We start from the raw sequence: 16,899 nt of genomic DNA on the forward strand, positions 1-16,899 counted from the left end.
TCGTTGCGGCACTTCAATCCGCGATACAGACTCGTCTGCCGCACCTCACCCGGCAGGTTCGTCCGCGTGGCCTTCGTCGGCGCGCCAGGTGACCGTGACCGGAACCTGGTCGTCCCACGGTTGCCGGGTGACGAGGTCGGCCACACGCACGTATCCCCGTTCGAATTCACCGACCGCCGGATCGACGAGACGATACTCCTGGGTCTGGCGGTGAATCGGTTGCGCGTCGAGCAGCACGATCCGAACCTCGCCTGGCTCGAAATGGCAACGCCGTTGCAAGGATTCGATGAGTTGTTCGTTCGAGAGGTGCCCGTCGCCGAAGTTCCACCCCATCGCGGTGCTGCAGATGCGTTCGCCGTCGGTCAACACATACTGCTCTTCGGGCATCGGTCGCATCGCGCGGTGCGCCAGCGTGAACAATGCGCGGCCGTGACTGTTGAACGAGCGGAACGCATATCCCATGTACAGCGGGATCTGGGCCGCTTCGGGGCTGCCGTAGAAGCGTTCGAGTTGCGCGGCCGGCATGGACGCGATGGCGACGATGCCCTTCTCGATCTTGGCCGACGCCGACGGCTTGATGCACCACAGGCCCGTGTCCCAGTTGCCGGCGTAGTACCGCATACCCGGTAGGAACGAGACCTTGCGCGGCAGCAGGTTTCCGACGATGACGGTACCTGCGGAGGCTGCGAAGAGCGCTATCGGCCAGGGTGACTGGAGATCGGTGAGTCCGATGCCGGGATGACCGATGAAGATCGCCACGATGCCGAACATCATGAAGACGTTCCACTCCAGGGGCACGCCCATCGGGATCGACGACAGGATGCCGAAGTGGAAGATCAGCATGATCGATGCCGCGACGGCGGTCACCCACCCGCCGTGCGAGAAGAACAGGACGAGCGGGACGAGTCCCTCGACGGCCGTGGAGAAGTGGGCGATCCATCGCGAACGGCGCCCCGGACGCAGGTCGTCGGGAAAGTGCTCGAAGAACTTGCGCTTGATCTTCGGGGACCGCCAGATCGGATTGTTGGACATCATCGTCGCGATGACGAACGGGAAGTGCTTGTTCAGCTTCGACGTAGCCGCCCCGAGCCAGATGCACAGGAACACCAACTTGGCGGCGATGATCATGTCGACACCGCTGAACAGAAACGCCACCGCGAACGCGCCGTACACCTCGCCGCGCGCCGCGAGGAAGACGGTCTTGTCGCGTAACCCGACTGCCGCGAGCAGACCCACGACGGCCCAGATCTGCCAGCTGGGAAGGACGCCGACCGTCGTGCCCAGTTCGGGGATCGCGCCGGACCCCGGGCTGAACAACGCGATGACGAGTACGACGAGGAGCGCGACATAGAGAACGACATCAACAGGACCGCGGGAGTCGCCGGCTGTCAGCGGGATTCGCGGCCACGGCGGCTGCCGGATGGTCTTCGGCCGTAACCAGTACAGGATCGATCCCAACGGCGGGAAGAACCGGTTGTTCAGCGGACCGAATCCGCATCCGAGGCCCACGACCTCGAACAGCATCGTGTACAACACGACCTTCTGGAAGACGATCGGCTCGTCGTACCAGGTGGTGACGTCGAAGAAGCCGTCGATGCCGGGGGTGCTGATCACGATGACCCAGCCGACGAGGACGTAGGCGAGGATCTTGCCCACATAGAACAGATGCAGTGCCACCGGCGTCCCGAACCCGACTTCGGCCCAGTGCCGGGCCATCGGCTTGATCTTCTCCGCGCGCGTTCCGCGACTCCACGTCGGGAAGTCGATCTCCGGGGTGGTCTGTTTCAGGAATCCCATCGACGGAGAAACTAGCAAACCAAGTGCTTGCTTGGTGACGCTTCGCGATGATCTTCGTTCGTGGTCGCGGCTCTCGGTCGCGCGCTGAACAGGGCTCGGACCTCGATGTCAATCCGACCACCGAGCCCGAGGGTCGTGGTTCACTGGATCCATGACCTACGTCGTGGTCGCCGTCTTCGTGGTGGTGCTCGCGGCTGCTCTCGTGGTCTTGCTGGGCATGGCGATCGGCGCGTTCTCGGCGATGTTCAGCGGTATGCGTGACGACATCCGCAACCGGAGGTCGGCCGCACGGGTGACCTCCGACAACCCACTCCCGGCGCGGGGGCCCGAGAAGTCCCCGGTCGACCCGTTGGGCGACCTCGACGCCACCCTTCGATCGGCGCAGGCCCGGCGCCAGGGGGCGTGCCGGGCGATTCGGGATCGACTGTACAGTGCTGACCCTGGCGCTGACGATGGGGCGAGGGATGCCGGCGGGTTCGTCGTCCTGGCGTCGGACATCTGGTGTGGTCGATCGGCGGAACGCGGCGACGACGGACCCGACGATGCCGATGGCCGAGGCAGACATGGGGCGGACGAACTCGGACGCCTGTCATCCGACCCGGTAGGACAGATCGCGTGGATGACGGCTGCGGTTGCCGAGCGCATCAGTGACATACCCGCGTGGCGGCTGGACTTCTTCGATCGCCACTCCGTGCGCGTCGACCTGACCGGCGAGGTCACCGCGATCGCGAACGCTGCCGTCGGCCTCCGAGACCAGTTCGCGATACTCGGCGAGGCCCCGTCGGGGCACCTGGCTTCGGACCCGGAAGTGGTTTCCACCTTTGCCGAGAAGTCGCTCCTGCTGTCAGGCCGACTCGACGAACTCGTACGGCGTCTGGAGGCGTTTGCCGGCTACTGGCAGATCGTCGCGCAGATCCAGCAGCGTCAGGAGAAGCAGGAGTGGCTCGACCGTGTCGGTGGGATCGACGATTTCGAGCACGTCGTCGCCACCGAATGGGATCGAGCGGAGGCCGATCGGGTGCGGCACATGGCCGACGAATCGGACGTGCTGGCTTCCATCTACCTCGATGAGATCGCCCCGCTGGCGAAGTCGTTGAAGCGGAACTGATCGAGATCGGTCGGTGCGGTCACTGCGGTGCAGTGAAGACCTGGAACAGAACCTCTCGGCGAACGACGAACCCCAGTTGCTGGTACAACCGGATCGCGCCGACGTTTCGGGCGTCGGCATGGAGGATCGGGGTGTCGCCGCGATTCCGGATGCGGTGTGCCAGATCGAGTACGAGTCGTGAGGCGAGCCCGAGACCGCGAAATTCCGGGGCGGTGCAGACGGCGCTGATCTCGGTGTAACCCGGAAGGCTCAACCGTTCGCCGCCCATCGCGATCAGCCGGTCGTTGCGTCGGATGCCGAGGTAGGTGCCCATCTCGATGGTGCGCGGGCGGAAAGGCCCAGGGCGGGTGCGTTGGACCAGGTCGGTCATCTCCGGCACGTCCGCAGTCGTGAGCGTCACGGCTTCGTCGTCTGGTCTCGCGTCGGCGCCGACGTCGATCATCTGGACGCCGGGCAGGTCCATTGTCGTATCCCAGTCGGCGGGTGGGCGATTCGAGACCACCGGCAGAAACAGAGAACCGCCGGGACCGACGAGTTCGGCGGCATCTGACCAGTCCTGCCCGGTGGGAGAGTCAGGGAGTGCCGCCATGGGGCAGACGTCTGGGTGATACCGCAGGGCCCCGCCGTAGCGCTGGGCGAAGCGGGCGTGCGGTCCGGTGAGGGCCGCGAGGGCCGGGTTGTCGAGCAGCGGGTGACCTGCAACTCCGTGTTCGAGTGCTCGTTCGTCGGTGATGCGGTCGGTCACACGGCGACGATACTCGAGAAGGTCAGCTGCTTCCGAAGAGCAGCGCGCTGAGGAATCCGATACCGATCACGGAACTGCCGATCACGGCACTGCCGAAGCCGAGCTCGGCGCTGCCGCTTCCGTCGCCCCCTGCTCCGGCCTCACCAGAATCATCTGCGATGCCGCCGTGCCGCGAACAGGCACCTTGTCGGTTCTCGGCGTGACTGTATGTTCCGTCGTTGCAGCGGATTCCGGTCGGCGAACCATCAGGACCTGGTATGCAGCTACCCTCTGAGTTCTCGTAATATCCCGATCCACATGTGTAATCGACATTGTGAACGGCAGGGCTCGCGTGCGCAGGCGCACCTCCAGCGGCTGCTCCGGTGAACAACAGGCCGAGGGTCAGTGCGAATACTGCGGCGAGCCCAGCAAGGATTCGCCGCGCTGTCATCGTAGGCATCGGGCCATCGTCATCGACTGAGGGCGTTCGTGTGTCGGTCTCCGGCTGATCCGGCACAGATCTGGTCAGCTCAACACGATCTCCACCGGCACCGCGTTGCCGAGAGTGTGTCCCACAGGTGAGCTGGCTTGGACCTTGGCGTGCAGCTCGTCGAGCTTCTCGCGCGGGGCGTCGGAGTCGATTGTCACCTTGGCGGTGATGGATTCGAAGCCGGCGTGTCCCTCCGCCAGTCCGAGGAAGACGTGGAGGTCGACGTCGCCCTTCACATCAATCCGCAGGTCCTTGAGTTCGATGCCCGCCACCGTGGCATTCGCTGCATAGCCGACGGCGAGGCAGTTGCCCAGGGCGCCGAGCAGTTGCTCGACCGGGTTGGGTGCCGTGTCGCTGCCGCCGAGCGCGGCGGGCTCGTCGGACGCGACTGGCGAAAAGTTGCGAATCCGGGCCTCGGATGCGAACGAACCGTTCCACTGGACGTGCGCGGCCCACGTCGTCTGCGCCTTGGTGGCGTCGCCCTGGATCGCCTCGACCAGTTGGCCGACAGCGGCGATGTCCACGTCATTGAGGCGGGTGGCGGTCTCGGTCATGGTGCTCCTTCGACAGTGCGGTTTGCCGACGAAGCTATCTGTCACCGCCCAGTACGACGACGTTCTGCGTCAGAGTGAGCGGAACACTTGGATGTTGCTGCCAGGAGGGGCATCCTGCGCGGCCGACGTTCCCTGAACAGGCGGGTCTACCAGGTGATCTCGATCTCGAGTTCGGACTCGTCCTCACCGCGTTCGATCTCGATCTTCAGTTGCACCGTGGCCGGGATGTCGACGCGCACGGTCTTGTTGTTCTCCACGAAGGACACTTCGTTGTGACGGGCGATCGCGTCCGCGAGTTCATGGATCTTCTTCGCGGCCTCTTCACGAGACAGCTCGGTCTTGGTCTTGTGCTCGAACAGTTCGTCGCTCATCAGTCCATCTGAGCCGACCGGGTATGTCCGGTCAAGCGGCAGGCGTGCCGGAAACGCCGTATCGCTGTGCGGACACCTTCTCGTCACCCGCGCTTCACGGTGCATTGGAAGTGCTGCGCGACCCTGGAGACCATGACCCAACCCCAACGAGTCGGGACGCCGTCACGTCGCACGATCCTCCGGACCGCCGCTGCGGGGGCGCTCCTCGTCCCGGTCGGATCGGCACTCGCGGCCTGCGGATCGTCGAACCCGAGCGCGGCGTCGCCGAGCCTGGTCAGGAACCGGCCCGTTCTCACCCACGGCGTGGCCACCGGGGAAGTGACCAGTGGCGGAGCGTTGGTGTGGGCGCGGTCGGATCGTCCGGCGACGATGATCGTCGAGACCGCATCGACCGAATCCTTCAGCGGTGCACGCACGCTCCGCGGTCCGGTGTTGACTCCGGCAACCGACGGGACCGGGAGGTTGCGTCTCGCCGGCCTCGAACCGGGACAGGTCGTGCACTATCGCGTGACCCTCGAGGGGGAGAACGGAGCGCGCTCCGAACCGGTGAGTGGCACCTTCACGACCGCGCCGGTGCGCGAGGGCGACATCAGGTTCCAGTGGTCCGGGGATGTAGTCGGCCAGGGCTGGGGTATCAACCCCGACATGGGCGGCCTGACGATCTTCTCCACCATGGCCGACCGTGACCCGCAGTTCTTCATCCACTCCGGCGATGCCATCTACGCCGACAACCCCGTCGAGCCGACGCAGGAGCAGAACGACGGCACGCTCTACCGGAACATCACCAGTCCGGCGAAGGAACAGGTGGCACAGACCGTGGATCAGTTCCGCGGCAACTATGCCTACAACCTCACCGACCAGCATTTCCGACGCTTCGTCGGATCCGTCCCGCAGCTCGTGCAGTGGGACGACCATGAGGTCGTCAACAACTGGTTCCCCGGCGAGAGCCTGTCCGGACAAGGCCGCGAGGGTTACACCGAGATGAGCGTCGACGCACTCGCGCGCAACGGACGCCAGGCATGGCAGGAGTGGCAACCCGTCGAGGTCGGCGCGTCGGATCGGTTGTATCGCACCATCTCCTACGGCCCGCTGCTCGATGTCTTCCTTCTCGACATGCGCAGCTACAAGGACCCGAATCCGGATGCCTGGTCGAGAGGCAACGCCAACGGTCTCCTCGGCGCCGAGCAGACGCAGTGGCTCATCGACGGATTGAGGGGTTCGCGCGCGACATGGAAGGTCGTCGCCAACGACCTGCCGCTGAGTATTGTTGTCGGGGACAAGAACACGACACCGGCGAACGGCCCCAAGGCCATGGAGGCCGTCGCCCAGGGCGACGACGGTGACCCGCTGGGTCGGGAGATCGCGTTCGCGCGAATCCTCTCGGAGACGAAGAACGTGCCGAACGTCGTGTTCCTGACCGCCGACGTCCACTACACCGCAGCGATCTCGTACGAGCCGGATCGCGCGTCGTTCAAGGACTTCTCGCCCTTCTGGGAATTCGTCGCCGGACCGCTGCATGCAGGCGCGTTCCCCGAGAGTCCGCTGGACGGCACTTTTGGCGCCGAGTACGAGTTCGTGCACGCGCCGACCGAGTCGAATGTGTCACCGGCCGAGGGATTCCAGCACTTCGGGGAGGTGGCGATCGACGGTAGGACCAAGGTGCTGAGCGTGGATCTGGTCGACGCGTCGGGCAGGACGCTGTACCGCAAGGCGCTGGAACCGGCGCGCTGAGACCCGGGGCCCGCGGAGTGCGGGATCAGTGCCGGAAACCGTTACGAATGAGGCACTGTCGAGGACGCCTCTAATTCCGCAAGGGACGCAGGAACTCACCCGTGACCTCGACCGCAGGACCCGATGACCCGCCGCCCACGACGAGTGTCGCGAACGCCAGGTCCCCGACGATCCCGGCGAACCAGCCATGCGGGTTCTTGTTGTCACCGTATTCCGCGGTGCCGGTCTTGCCGCCGAGTCCGGGGATATCACGGAGCGCGGTCGCCGTACCACGAGTGACCGTGTCCCGCATCATGCTTCGGAGCGCTCGGACGACACCATCGGAGATCTGTTGGGGTTCGACGTCTCCCGTCGTTCGTTGCCCTTGCACCAGGGTGGGAACCGCGGTCTCGCCGCGAGCGAGGCTCGCCTCGGCGAGGGCGAGGCCGAAGGGGCTCACGGTCACGGTGCCCTGACCGATACCGTTCTCGACCCGCAACGCGGGGGAGTCGGCCCTGGGCACCGAACCGGTCACGGTTGTCAGGCCGGGGACCGTGTAATCCGCGCCGATGCCGAATCGCCGCGCCATCGTGGTCAGGGCATCGTCGGAGAGCTTGTTCGCGAGGGCGCCCATCGTCGTGTTGCACGACCGCGCGAACGCGGTGGGCAGTGGCACGGTCCCGAGATCGAAGTCGTCCTCGTTCGGGATGGTCCGGCCTTCGATGGTGGCGCGTCCCGGACAGCGCACCTGCGAACCGACCTGAACCGCATCGGCGTCCAGAGCGGCGGCGGTCGTGATGGTCTTGAATGTCGACCCGGGTGGGTACAGGCCGGACAGCGACACCGATCCCGACCTGTCCGCGGCGTCGTTCTGTGCGACGGCGAGAATTCCGCCGGTCGACGGTTCGAGGGCGACGATCATGGCCGGGCGTCGTTCATCGTCGACGGCGAGCTGCGCGCGGGTCTGGATGTCCCGATCGAGGGTGGTACGCACCGGGGGCGTCGCACCGGGCTGCGCCGAGTCCACGAGGTGGGTGGGTGTGCCCTCGGGGTCGACGATCTGGACGGACCAGCCGGCCGTGGCGTCGATGGTCGTACGCCAGATGTCCTCGAGTCCCGACATCGCCGGTGAATGGAGAGCTTTCGTCGCGCTGAGCAGCGCGCCCTGCTCGCTGAGCGTGACGCCGGGAATGGCCTTGACGTCGCGCTCGACCCGGCCGAGATCGGAGCTGCGAAGTCGGATGACCGTCTGTTGCGGAGCAGTGTTGCCGTCGAAGGACGCGCGGATCCCCGCAGCGGTCATGCCCGGTTCGATGGGCCGGAGTGCACGTGCGAGCGCATCTGCCGAACCGAGTTGCGCGCGTTGCAGATTCACCAGTGTGACAGGCTGCCACGTCATGAGCGGTCGACCGCGGGCGTCGAGAACCGGGGTTCGGTATGCGCGGTCATCGCTGTAGGAGAACGACTCTCCGGCACGGAGTTGCCGGTGGAGCACGGACGGTTGCCACCGAATCCGCCATCCAGAATCTGTCTCGGCGAGGACGACGGAGGTCTGATACGCGACGCTGCGATCGCGGATCTGCCACCGGTGATCGAGGGTGCCACTGACCTCCTTGTCGTCGACGAGGCTGCCGGTGACCGAGAGTTTCGGCGTCTGACCCATGCCGTCGAACATCGCTGCGATCGCCGCGTTCGCCGCGACCGGATCGTCGGTGAGTGCAGCGGCGCCGGAGGGATCCCCCTCCTGGAGGGCGGCGGCGAAAGACCGCAGCGCGTCCTCCGGCGACTCCGACGACAGGAAGCAGCCCGACACCGTACCCACGATCACCGCACATGCACTCAGGAGTGCCCACCATCGACGCATGCCCCGAGCCAACCCATCGAAGCCCCGCGATGCCAAGTTTCGGCACACAATGGGTCGATAGCGGTTCGCTATGGTCGCTGCTGAAACGGTGGTTTGTGATCAGTCGTCGGCGTTCGTAGTTCCGTGACCACCGCGCGGGCGACTTCCCCGATGGCGCGATCGACCTCGGGCAGCGCCATCTCGGACCTCGCGCTCATCGTGAACACCGCAATGGCGACCGGCAGTTCGCCCGGGAACTCGATGACGCCGACTTCGTTGCGGACAGCGACGAGTGTGCCTGTCTTGCCCGCGACGCTGACCCGGCGGAACGGAAAGCCCGATGCCAGTCGCGAGGTGAAGACCTGCTTTCTCATCGTCTGCCGAATGAACTCGCACGACGCGGCGGACGCGGCGCGGTCGGTCCAGATCGCGTCGAGCAGCGTCGTACAGTCTCGGGGCGTCGCGGAGCTGGAGTACGCGGCGTCGTAGGCGCTGACCGACGGGTCGATGTCGGGATCGGCCAGTGCTGCGAAAGCCTCGGCGACGGTGCTCGTGCCCGTCTCCCGCTGCAGGCGCTCGTGCAGTTCGGCGACGCCGCCGACGATGCGGGTGTGCGTCAGGCCGAGTTGGTTCAGGTCTGCGTGGATCCGCGGCAACCCGATGTGGGTGAGGATGACGTCGGCGGCGACATTGTCGGAGACGGTCATCATCGACGTGGCCAGGTCGCGCCAGGTCATGGTCACCGGGTCGGTGAACAGCGCGAGCCCGGTCGGTCCCTGAGCCCACCGCGTGGGCTCGACGGTGATCGATGCGGCGAGGTCGATGTCACCGCGATCTGCCAGGCGGCACAAGGAGATCAACACCGCCAGTTTGTACACCGATGCCAGCACGACCGGCGCATCGGCATCGTGGCTGAACTCGACCGGTGTCGGCCCGATCGTCCGTGCATGCACGCAGCCCGAACACCCTGCATCGGTGAAGGTTTCGCGGATGACGCGATCGAGTTCGGCGCGGACCGGCGCGGGTAGGGACGTCGATGCGCTCACGAGGCCTTGCCCATTCGGTAGAGGGCGGCGGTGACGATTCCTGCCACCTCGCTGAGACCGGGTTCGCGATACACGACGCGTAGGCGTAGCGCCGTGGCGTCCCGCCCGATGGAAAGACAGCGGACGGCATCGACCGCGGCGAGGACGTCGCGATCGACCGTCAGCGCAAAGGCGTTCCCGGCAGCAACCGCGGCCAGCACCTGGTCGGCTGAGGTCACCGGATACAACCGCGGGTCGAGTCCTGACTCGCGGAACCGGTCGATCAGCTGGTCGTGTGCGGGCGGGTTGAACGACCGTGGCGTGTGGCAGAAGTGCAGACCCGCCAGTTGACGTAGGCGGGGCCGGTCGGCGGATGCCGCCGGGTGCGTCGCAGGCACCACCACCGAGCGTTTGACGACGACAACCGGCCCGCTGGTCAAGGATCCGGTGACACAGGGGGCTTCGACGACGGCGAAGTCGAGTGAGCCGGCCGACACCTGTTCGACGAGATTCACTGTCGATGCGCTGACGGCGTCCTGTCCGGACGCCACGCCGGCGATGCGATGTGCGAGGGTGGCTGTGATCGTCGGTCCGATCAGTGACGCAGCGCCCCAACGCAATACCTCGGTGTGCTCGTGTAACCGGCGGGCCTCGCCGATGAATCGCGAAGCGTCGTCGACGAGCAGACGAGCGCGGGGGAGGAGTTCGCGACCAGCGTCGGTGAGTTCGGCGCCGCGCGTGGTGCGTCGGATGAGCTGGAGCCCCAGCTGTTTCTCCAGGCGGCGCAGACCCTGCGACACGGGCGGCTGCGTCATCTCCAGACGGGCAGCGGCCTCACCGAAGTGACCCTCCTCGGCCACGGCGACGAAGAACCGCAAGTGCCTGATCAGATCCACGGGTTCCAGGATGGCATGGTTGGTACGACTGGATCATCCGAGGAGGAAATGCCACGTGGACACGTTCTCAGCCGACGGGCTCACCTTCGAAGTGACCGATCTCGGAGCTGCCGACGACCCGGCGATAGTACTTCTACACGGATTCCCGCAGGACCGTACGGCGTGGAACGAAGTGGGGCAGTCGCTGGCCACATGTGGTTTTCGGGTTCTCATCCCGAACCTGCGTGGCTACTCGCCCGAGGCGTGCCCGCGGTCGGTGTCGCGGTACGGGTCGCCGCGGCTCGTTGCCGACGTCATCGCGCTGCTCGACGCCGCGGGCGTGGACCGTGCTCATGTCGTCGGACACGACTGGGGCGGTGCTCTGACGTGGACGATGCGCAGAACTCACCCGCACCGACTGCGTACCGCCACGATCGTGTCGACCCCGCACCCGCAGGCCCTGGCTTGGGGAATGCTACGAACAGGACAGGCAGTGCGGAGCTGGTACATGCTCGCGTTGGTGCTGCCTGCGGTACCGGAACATGTGCTGACGCGGCACCTGGCCCGGTTCCTGGAACGGTCCGGCCTCTCCGCGGAACGTGCGAATCACTATCAGCAACGCATGAGGTCGGACGGCGTCGCGCGAGGCGCGGTCAACTGGTATCGACGGATGCTGTTCGAGCGACTGCGGCCGCCGAAGCATCCCCGGCCACCTGCATCGCAACATCCTGTGCCCACGACGTACATCTACGGTCGGGACGATCCGTTCTTCAGTGTGGACGTGATGCGCAAGACAGCCGATGTCGTTCGCGGGCTGGACGTCCAACAGATACCCGGAGGGCACTGGCTACCGGAGTCCGAGCCGGATGCGCTGACGGAGAACATCATTCGACACGTCGCGAGTGTCAGCACCGACTGAGCTGATGGGGTGTGGTCCCGGCCGCGGCCTGTCGAGCCGCAGCCGCCTGACGTTGGGGGCAGTTTGCGCCGCATACCGGACACAACTGCCCCGGCCGCGGCCCGAAAACGGTACTGCGCGGGACGTTTGACAATTGAATAGTGACGACCCCGAGCGACGACCGCGGCCCGTCAGCGCAGGAACACCGACGCCGAATCGGCGAGATCGAGCAGCGGTTGGGGGAAGACGCCGAGGGCCACCGTCACGAGAGTGCACAGGGCGATGCCGGACGTCGTCAGCACACTGGGTTTCACCACGTGCGGGGCGCCGGTGGCGGGTACGTCGTCGAAGAACATGGCGACGATGATGCGGATGTAAACGTATGCGGCGATCGCGCTGCTGATGACGCCGATGACCACGAGTACGCCTCCGCCGGAACCGGCTGCTGCGGCGAAGACGTCGAACTTGGCGATGAAGCCACTGGTCAGTGGGATGCCCGCGAACGAGAGCAGATAGACCGCGAACATGGCACCCACAAGCGGATATCGGCGGCCCAGCCCCGACCACTGGGTGAGGTCGGTGGCCTCGCGGCCGGACAGGTGGGGGTTGCGCGGTGTCGGTGTCGGTGTCGCGCCGTGGATGACGGCATTGCGAGCGGAGGTCCGGGTGTCTGTGTCGGGCTCGCGGATCACGGCGACCGTGGCGAACGCGCCGAGAGTGGTGAAGGCGTAGGCGGCGAGGTAGAACAGCGTGGCGCCGAGCCCGGCGTCGTCGAAGGCGATCAGGCCGAGCAGGATGAACCCGGCGTGCGCGATCGACGAGTAAGCCAGCATGCGCTTCACGTCCGTTTGGGTCACCGCCATCACCGAGGCGATCACCATCGAGGCGATCGCCACCGCCCACAGTGCGGGTTCCCACTGCTCGCGGAGTGCGGGGAAGCCGACGTAGAACACACGTAGCAGCGCGCCGAAGGCGGCGACCTTGGTTGCTGCGGCCATGAACGCCGTGACCGGCGTCGGGGCGCCCTGATAGACATCCGGTATCCACGAATGGAACGGCACCGCACCCACTTTGAAGAGCAGGCCGACGGCGAGGAGAGCCAGTCCGATGAGTGCCAGCGTGGTGTCTCCGCCGCTGCCGGCGGCCGCCGAGATCGACGCACCGATCGTCGAGAGGTTGAGCGAACCCGTGGCGCCGTACACGAACGCCGAGCCGAACAGGAAGAACGCCGACGAGAACGCACCCAGCAGGAAGTATTTGAGCGAGGCCTCCTGCGAGATGAGGCGCCTGCGCCGCGCGAGTCCGCACAGCAGATACAGCGGGAGCGAGAACACCTCCAACGCGATGAACATCGTGAGGAGATCACCGCACGCCGGGAACAACATCATCCCGCCCACCGCGAGCAGGGCCAGCGGGAAGACCTCGGTGGTCACCGCACCGGCGCGGGTGGCCTCGAACTCGGCGTCGGTGTTGGGCACCGAGGCTCCGGAGGGGGTGAACATGTCCGCGTCGACCCCACCACCGTTCGGACCGACGCCGGCGGTGCCTGCGCCGGCCGCCGACTCGGCCCCGCCGACCCCGGCGAGTCTGCGCATCGTCACGGGCGCCACGACGCGCTCGAGCCGACGTTCGGCCATGAACCCGACCGCAACGATCGCGATGATCAGCAGCAGCCCTTGCAGATACAGTGCCGGCCGGTCGACGACGACCGCGCCGGACATCGCGAACTCGCCGTTCGCGCCATCGTGTGTCTGCGCGACCGCCAGCGTGATCAGCGCAGCGAATGCGACGACCAGTCCGCCGAGCGAGAGAGACAGTTGCATGGGATAGCGCAGGCGGCCCGGCGCGAACGCCTCGACCAGCACCCCGACGACCCCGGCGCCGAACACGATGAGCATCGGTGACAGTGATGCGTACTCGACGCTGGGGGTGTCGATGGCAGCGAGCGTCATCGAGTCTCCGACGAGGGTGTTCGGATTCATCAGTTGCCCTCCGCATCAGGCTCGGCCACAGCCGGTTCGGGCGATTCGACGCCGACGGTGGTGAGCGTTGCCTGCACCGCGGGATCGATCAGATCGATCATCGGTTTCGGGTACACCCCCAGCCCGATGAGCAGGGCGAGGAGTGGTGCGACGACCACCAGCTCGCGTCCCGCCAGGTCACGCATCGGCGACGAGCGGGCATCGGGCGTCTTAGGCGGCCCGCCCATCATCCGCTGATAGGTCCAGAGGATGTAGATCGCCGAGAGGACGAGCGCCGAGCAGGCGACCACCGCGGCCACCGGGTATCGGGTGAATGTGCCGATGAGAACCAGGAATTCGCTGATGAAGGGGGCGAGCCCGGGGAGCGAGAGGGTGGCGAGCCCGGCGACCAGGAAGGTGCCCGCGAGGACTGGTGCGACCTTCTGCACCCCTCCGTAGTCGGCGATCAGGGTGCTCCCACGGCGCGACACCAGGAACCCGGCGATGAGGAACAGTGCGGCGGTGGAGATCCCGTGGTTGACCATGTAGAGGGCCGAGCCGGTCTGGCCCTGGTCGGTCATCACGAAGATCCCGAGGATGATGAAGCCGAAGTGGGAGATGGATGTGTAGGCGATCAGCCGCATCACGTCGGTCTGGCCGATCGCCAGGATCGCGCCGTACACGATGCCGACCACGGCGAGTCCGCAGACGAGCGGCGCGAAATACTGTGACGCATCCGGGAACAGCTGCATGCAGAACCGCAGCATCGCGAAGGTCCCGACCTTGTCCATCACTGCCATCATCAGTACCGCCGAGGCGGGAGTGGCAGCGACCGCGGCGTCGGGCAACCACGAGTGCAGCGGCCACAGCGGCGCCTTCACCGCGAACGCGAACAGGAAGCCGAGGAACAGAAGCTTGGCCAGCCCGGTCGAATCGTCGATCTGTCCGCCGGCGACCGCGGCGGCGATGTCCGGCAGCGCGAAGGTCCCGCCACCGTCCGCGCCCACCCCGTCCTGCGCGGTCACCACGTAGAGCCCGATCACCGCGGCCAGCAGGAGGAGGCCACCGAAGAGGTTGTACAGCAGGAACTTCACCGCCGCGGCCGATCGGTTCGGCCCGGTGCCGAACCCGCCGATCAGGAAGTACATCGGGATGAGCATCGCCTCGAAGAAGATGTAGAACAGCAGCACGTCGAGGGCGACGAAGCTCATCAGCACCATCGCCTCGGTCGCGAGGAACAGTGCCAGATAGATGTGCGGGCCCTTCTGCGCGCGACCGCCCGAGCTGTCCAGCGAGCCGACGGATTCCGCATCGCGCCAGCCGGCGACGAGCAGCAGCGGCAGTAGCGCCGCGGTCAGCAGCACCAACACCAGTCCGATGCCGTCGAGACCGAGCGCGTACCGCGTGCCCAGCGCCGGTATCCAGCTGACGTCCTCGACGAACTGGTAGCGCTCGCCACCGGGATCGAAACCGATCGCGAGGCCGATCGCCAGGACGAGAACCGCCACGGACATCACGAGAGCGAACCACTTCGCGGCGGTCGCCCGGTGCGCCGGCACCGCCAGGACAAGCGCCGCGCCGACCGCGGGCGCGACCCAGAGGACGGTCAGCCAGGGGATGCTCACAGGACGTTCACCGCCATCACCAGGGCCACGATCACCGTGGTGCCCGCGAACATCGACAGGGCGTAGGACCGGACATATCCGTTCTGCCAGCCCCGTATTCGACCCGACGCACCGGTCACCGCATCGCCGACGCCGCTGGTGAGTGCGTCGACCCCGTCGGACTCGACCGCGACCAACCCGGAGGTGAGGCGCCGGCCCGGCCGCATCAGCAGCTCTTCGTTGACGGCATCGCCGTACAGATCGCGGCGGGCAGCGACGGTCAGCACGGACACGTCCTCGGGTGCGGTCACCGGCACCGCACGGGTCGCGTACTGACGGTAGGCGACGGCAACGCCGGCGGCGACCACGACGAGGATGATCGCGGTCATCGCCCACACCGGGATGAGGTGGTGCGCAGTGTGTTCTCCGACAACGGGTTCGAGCCACGTCTCCAGCGATCCGCCGATGGCCAGGAGGCCGCCTGATGCGACGGAGCCGAGCGCGATCAGGATCATCGGACCGGTCATCACCCGCGGCGACTCGTGCGGATGCGGTACCGGCGCGTCGGTGCCGTCGTGCCAGCGCCTGTCGCCGAAGAAGGTCAGCAGCATGACCCGGGTCATGTAGAACGCGGTGATCCCGGCGCCGAGAAGTGCGGCGCCACCGAGGATCAACCCCTTGGCGCCACCGGCTCCGAACGCCGCCTCGATGATGTGATCCTTCGAGTAGAAGCCGGCGAACGGCGGCACGCCGATGATGGCGAGATAGCCGACACCGAAGGTGGCGAACGTGATCGGCATCAGGGTGCGCAGGCCACCGTAGCGGCGCATGTCGGTCTCGTCGTTCATGCCGTGCATCACCGAACCCGCGCCCAGGAACAGCCCCGCCTTGAAGAAGCCGTGGGTCAGCAGGTGCATGATGGCGAACGCGTAACCGGCCGGCCCGAGCCCGGCGGCCAGGACCATGTACCCGATCTGGCTCATCGTCGACGCGGCCAGCGCCTTCTTGATGTCGTCTTTCGCGCAACCGATGATCGCACCGAACAGCAAGGTGACCGCGCCGACGACCACGACCCCTGCCTGGGCGGCGGGGGCGAGGTCGAAGATCGGGCCCGAGCGGACGATGAGATAGACGCCCGCGGTCACCATGGTCGCGGCGTGGATCAGGGCCGACACCGGTGTCGGGCCCTCCATCGCGTCGCCAAGCCAGGACTGCAGCGGTACCTGCGCCGACTTGCCGCACGCCGCGAGGAGCAGTACGAAACCCAGTGCGGTGAGCGTGGTCTCGCCCGCCTGCGAGGCGCCGTCGAAGACGGCGGTGAAGGACACCGACCCGAACGTGGCGAACATGATCATCAGGCCGACGGCCAGCCCGATGTCGCCGACCCGGTTCACGACGAACGCCTTCTTCGCCGCGGTCGCCGCCGACGGCTTGTACTGCCAGAAGCCGATCAGCAGGTAAGACGCGAGCCCGACGCCTTCCCAGCCGAGATACAGACCCAGGTAGTTGTCGGCGAGGACGAGCACCAGCATGGCCGCGAGGAACAGATTGAGGTAGGCGAAGAATCGACGACGATCGGGATCGTGCTGCATGTAGCCGATCGAATAGACATGGATGAGTGAACCGACGCCGGTGATCAGCAGGACGAAGCACATCGACAACTGGTCGAGGCGCAACCCGAAGTCGACCTGCAGCTCGCCCACCGGTACCCAACTGAAGAGGACGTCCGACACGGCGCGGTCGTCGGCGGAACGGGACACCATGCCGGTGAACATGATCAGCGCGACCGCGAACGACGCGATCGCCAGACCCGTACCGAGCAGGTGCCCCCACCGGTCGGTCGCGCGTCCGCCGAGGAGCAGGATCGCGGCACCCACGAGCGGCAGTGCGGGAATCGACCAGAGCAGTGACGCAGTGAGTTCGGCGTTCACCAATCCTC

The 16,899-nt window shown here is 66.4% G+C and carries 14 protein-coding genes; 3 read left to right on the forward strand and 11 right to left on the reverse strand.

The features are described from left to right. Window positions 1–45: 45 nt before the first annotated feature. Complete coding sequence (locus tag KTR9_RS02390; RefSeq protein ID WP_044505697.1) at window positions 46–1,797, reverse strand: DUF3556 domain-containing protein; 1,752 nt, start codon at window positions 1,795–1,797, stop codon at window positions 46–48. A 151-nt stretch (window positions 1,798–1,948) separates the two neighbouring features. Here KTR9_RS02390 and KTR9_RS02395 point away from each other — a divergent pair, with 151 nt between their 5' ends. Then, on the forward strand, window positions 1,949–2,905 hold the full coding sequence (locus KTR9_RS02395) for a hypothetical protein (RefSeq protein WP_014925060.1): 957 nt from the start codon (window positions 1,949–1,951) through the stop codon (window positions 2,903–2,905). Between the two features lie 19 nt (window positions 2,906–2,924). Here KTR9_RS02395 and KTR9_RS02400 read toward each other — a convergent pair whose 3' ends face one another. The 4 genes from KTR9_RS02400 to KTR9_RS02410 all read right to left on the reverse strand — a co-directional run bounded on the left by KTR9_RS02400 (window position 2,925) and on the right by KTR9_RS02410 (window position 5,044). Next, window positions 2,925–3,650, reverse strand: coding sequence for a GNAT family N-acetyltransferase (locus tag KTR9_RS02400; protein WP_014925061.1), 726 nt, complete (start codon window positions 3,648–3,650; stop codon window positions 2,925–2,927). 22 nt (window positions 3,651–3,672) lie between these two features. Beyond that, window positions 3,673–4,089, reverse strand: coding sequence for a DUF3761 domain-containing protein (locus tag KTR9_RS28245; protein ID WP_083889014.1), 417 nt, complete (start codon window positions 4,087–4,089; stop codon window positions 3,673–3,675). 65 nt (window positions 4,090–4,154) lie between these two features. Then, window positions 4,155–4,673, reverse strand: coding sequence for an OsmC family protein (locus tag KTR9_RS02405; RefSeq protein ID WP_014925063.1), 519 nt, complete (start codon window positions 4,671–4,673; stop codon window positions 4,155–4,157). 146 nt (window positions 4,674–4,819) lie between these two features. Further along, window positions 4,820–5,044, reverse strand: coding sequence for an amphi-Trp domain-containing protein (locus tag KTR9_RS02410; protein ID WP_010843269.1), 225 nt, complete (start codon window positions 5,042–5,044; stop codon window positions 4,820–4,822). A 132-nt stretch (window positions 5,045–5,176) separates the two neighbouring features. Between KTR9_RS02410 and KTR9_RS02415 the strand changes: the two genes are divergently transcribed. Beyond that, on the forward strand, window positions 5,177–6,775 hold the full coding sequence (locus KTR9_RS02415) for an alkaline phosphatase D family protein (protein WP_044507522.1): 1,599 nt from the start codon (window positions 5,177–5,179) through the stop codon (window positions 6,773–6,775). Between the two features lie 70 nt (window positions 6,776–6,845). Here KTR9_RS02415 and KTR9_RS02420 read toward each other — a convergent pair whose 3' ends face one another. The 3 genes from KTR9_RS02420 to KTR9_RS02430 all read right to left on the reverse strand — a co-directional run bounded on the left by KTR9_RS02420 (window position 6,846) and on the right by KTR9_RS02430 (window position 10,518). Further along, window positions 6,846–8,618, reverse strand: coding sequence for a penicillin-binding transpeptidase domain-containing protein (locus tag KTR9_RS02420; protein WP_014925065.1), 1,773 nt, complete (start codon window positions 8,616–8,618; stop codon window positions 6,846–6,848). 68 nt (window positions 8,619–8,686) lie between these two features. Next, window positions 8,687–9,643, reverse strand: a complete 957-nt coding sequence (locus KTR9_RS02425; RefSeq protein ID WP_014925066.1) for a serine hydrolase — start codon at window positions 9,641–9,643, stop codon at window positions 8,687–8,689. Next, window positions 9,640–10,518: a LysR family transcriptional regulator gene (locus tag KTR9_RS02430; protein WP_014925067.1), complete on the reverse strand. Its 879-nt coding sequence runs from the start codon at window positions 10,516–10,518 to the stop codon at window positions 9,640–9,642. Before KTR9_RS02430 ends, KTR9_RS02425 begins: the two co-directional genes overlap by 4 nt. 55 nt (window positions 10,519–10,573) lie before the next feature. Between KTR9_RS02430 and KTR9_RS02435 the strand changes: the two genes are divergently transcribed. Beyond that, the gene (locus KTR9_RS02435; RefSeq protein ID WP_014925068.1) at window positions 10,574–11,416 is read left to right on the forward strand and encodes an alpha/beta fold hydrolase; all 843 of its coding nucleotides are present in this window, start codon (window positions 10,574–10,576) and stop codon (window positions 11,414–11,416) included. 170 nt (window positions 11,417–11,586) lie between these two features. On the opposite strand, the gene nuoN is transcribed toward KTR9_RS02435, so the two are convergent. The 3 genes from nuoN to nuoL are packed head-to-tail and all read right to left on the reverse strand — an operon-like array spanning window position 11,587 to window position 16,891. Continuing rightward, window positions 11,587–13,377 (reverse strand): NADH-quinone oxidoreductase subunit NuoN, encoded by a 1,791-nt coding sequence (gene nuoN, locus KTR9_RS02440; protein ID WP_014925069.1) that lies wholly within the window; start codon window positions 13,375–13,377, stop codon window positions 11,587–11,589. Continuing rightward, complete coding sequence (locus KTR9_RS02445) at window positions 13,377–14,981, reverse strand: NADH-quinone oxidoreductase subunit M (protein WP_014925070.1); 1,605 nt, start codon at window positions 14,979–14,981, stop codon at window positions 13,377–13,379. Before KTR9_RS02445 ends, nuoN begins: the two co-directional genes overlap by 1 nt. Continuing rightward, a complete protein-coding gene (gene nuoL / locus KTR9_RS02450; protein WP_014925071.1) occupies window positions 14,978–16,891 on the reverse strand; it encodes an NADH-quinone oxidoreductase subunit L in 1,914 nt (637 codons plus the stop codon). The genes KTR9_RS02445 and nuoL overlap by 4 nt, the downstream gene beginning before the upstream one ends. Window positions 16,892–16,899: the final 8 nt, after the last annotated feature.

The organism is Gordonia sp. KTR9 (assembly GCF_000143885.2).
Lineage (GTDB): Bacteria > Actinomycetota > Actinomycetes > Mycobacteriales > Mycobacteriaceae > Gordonia.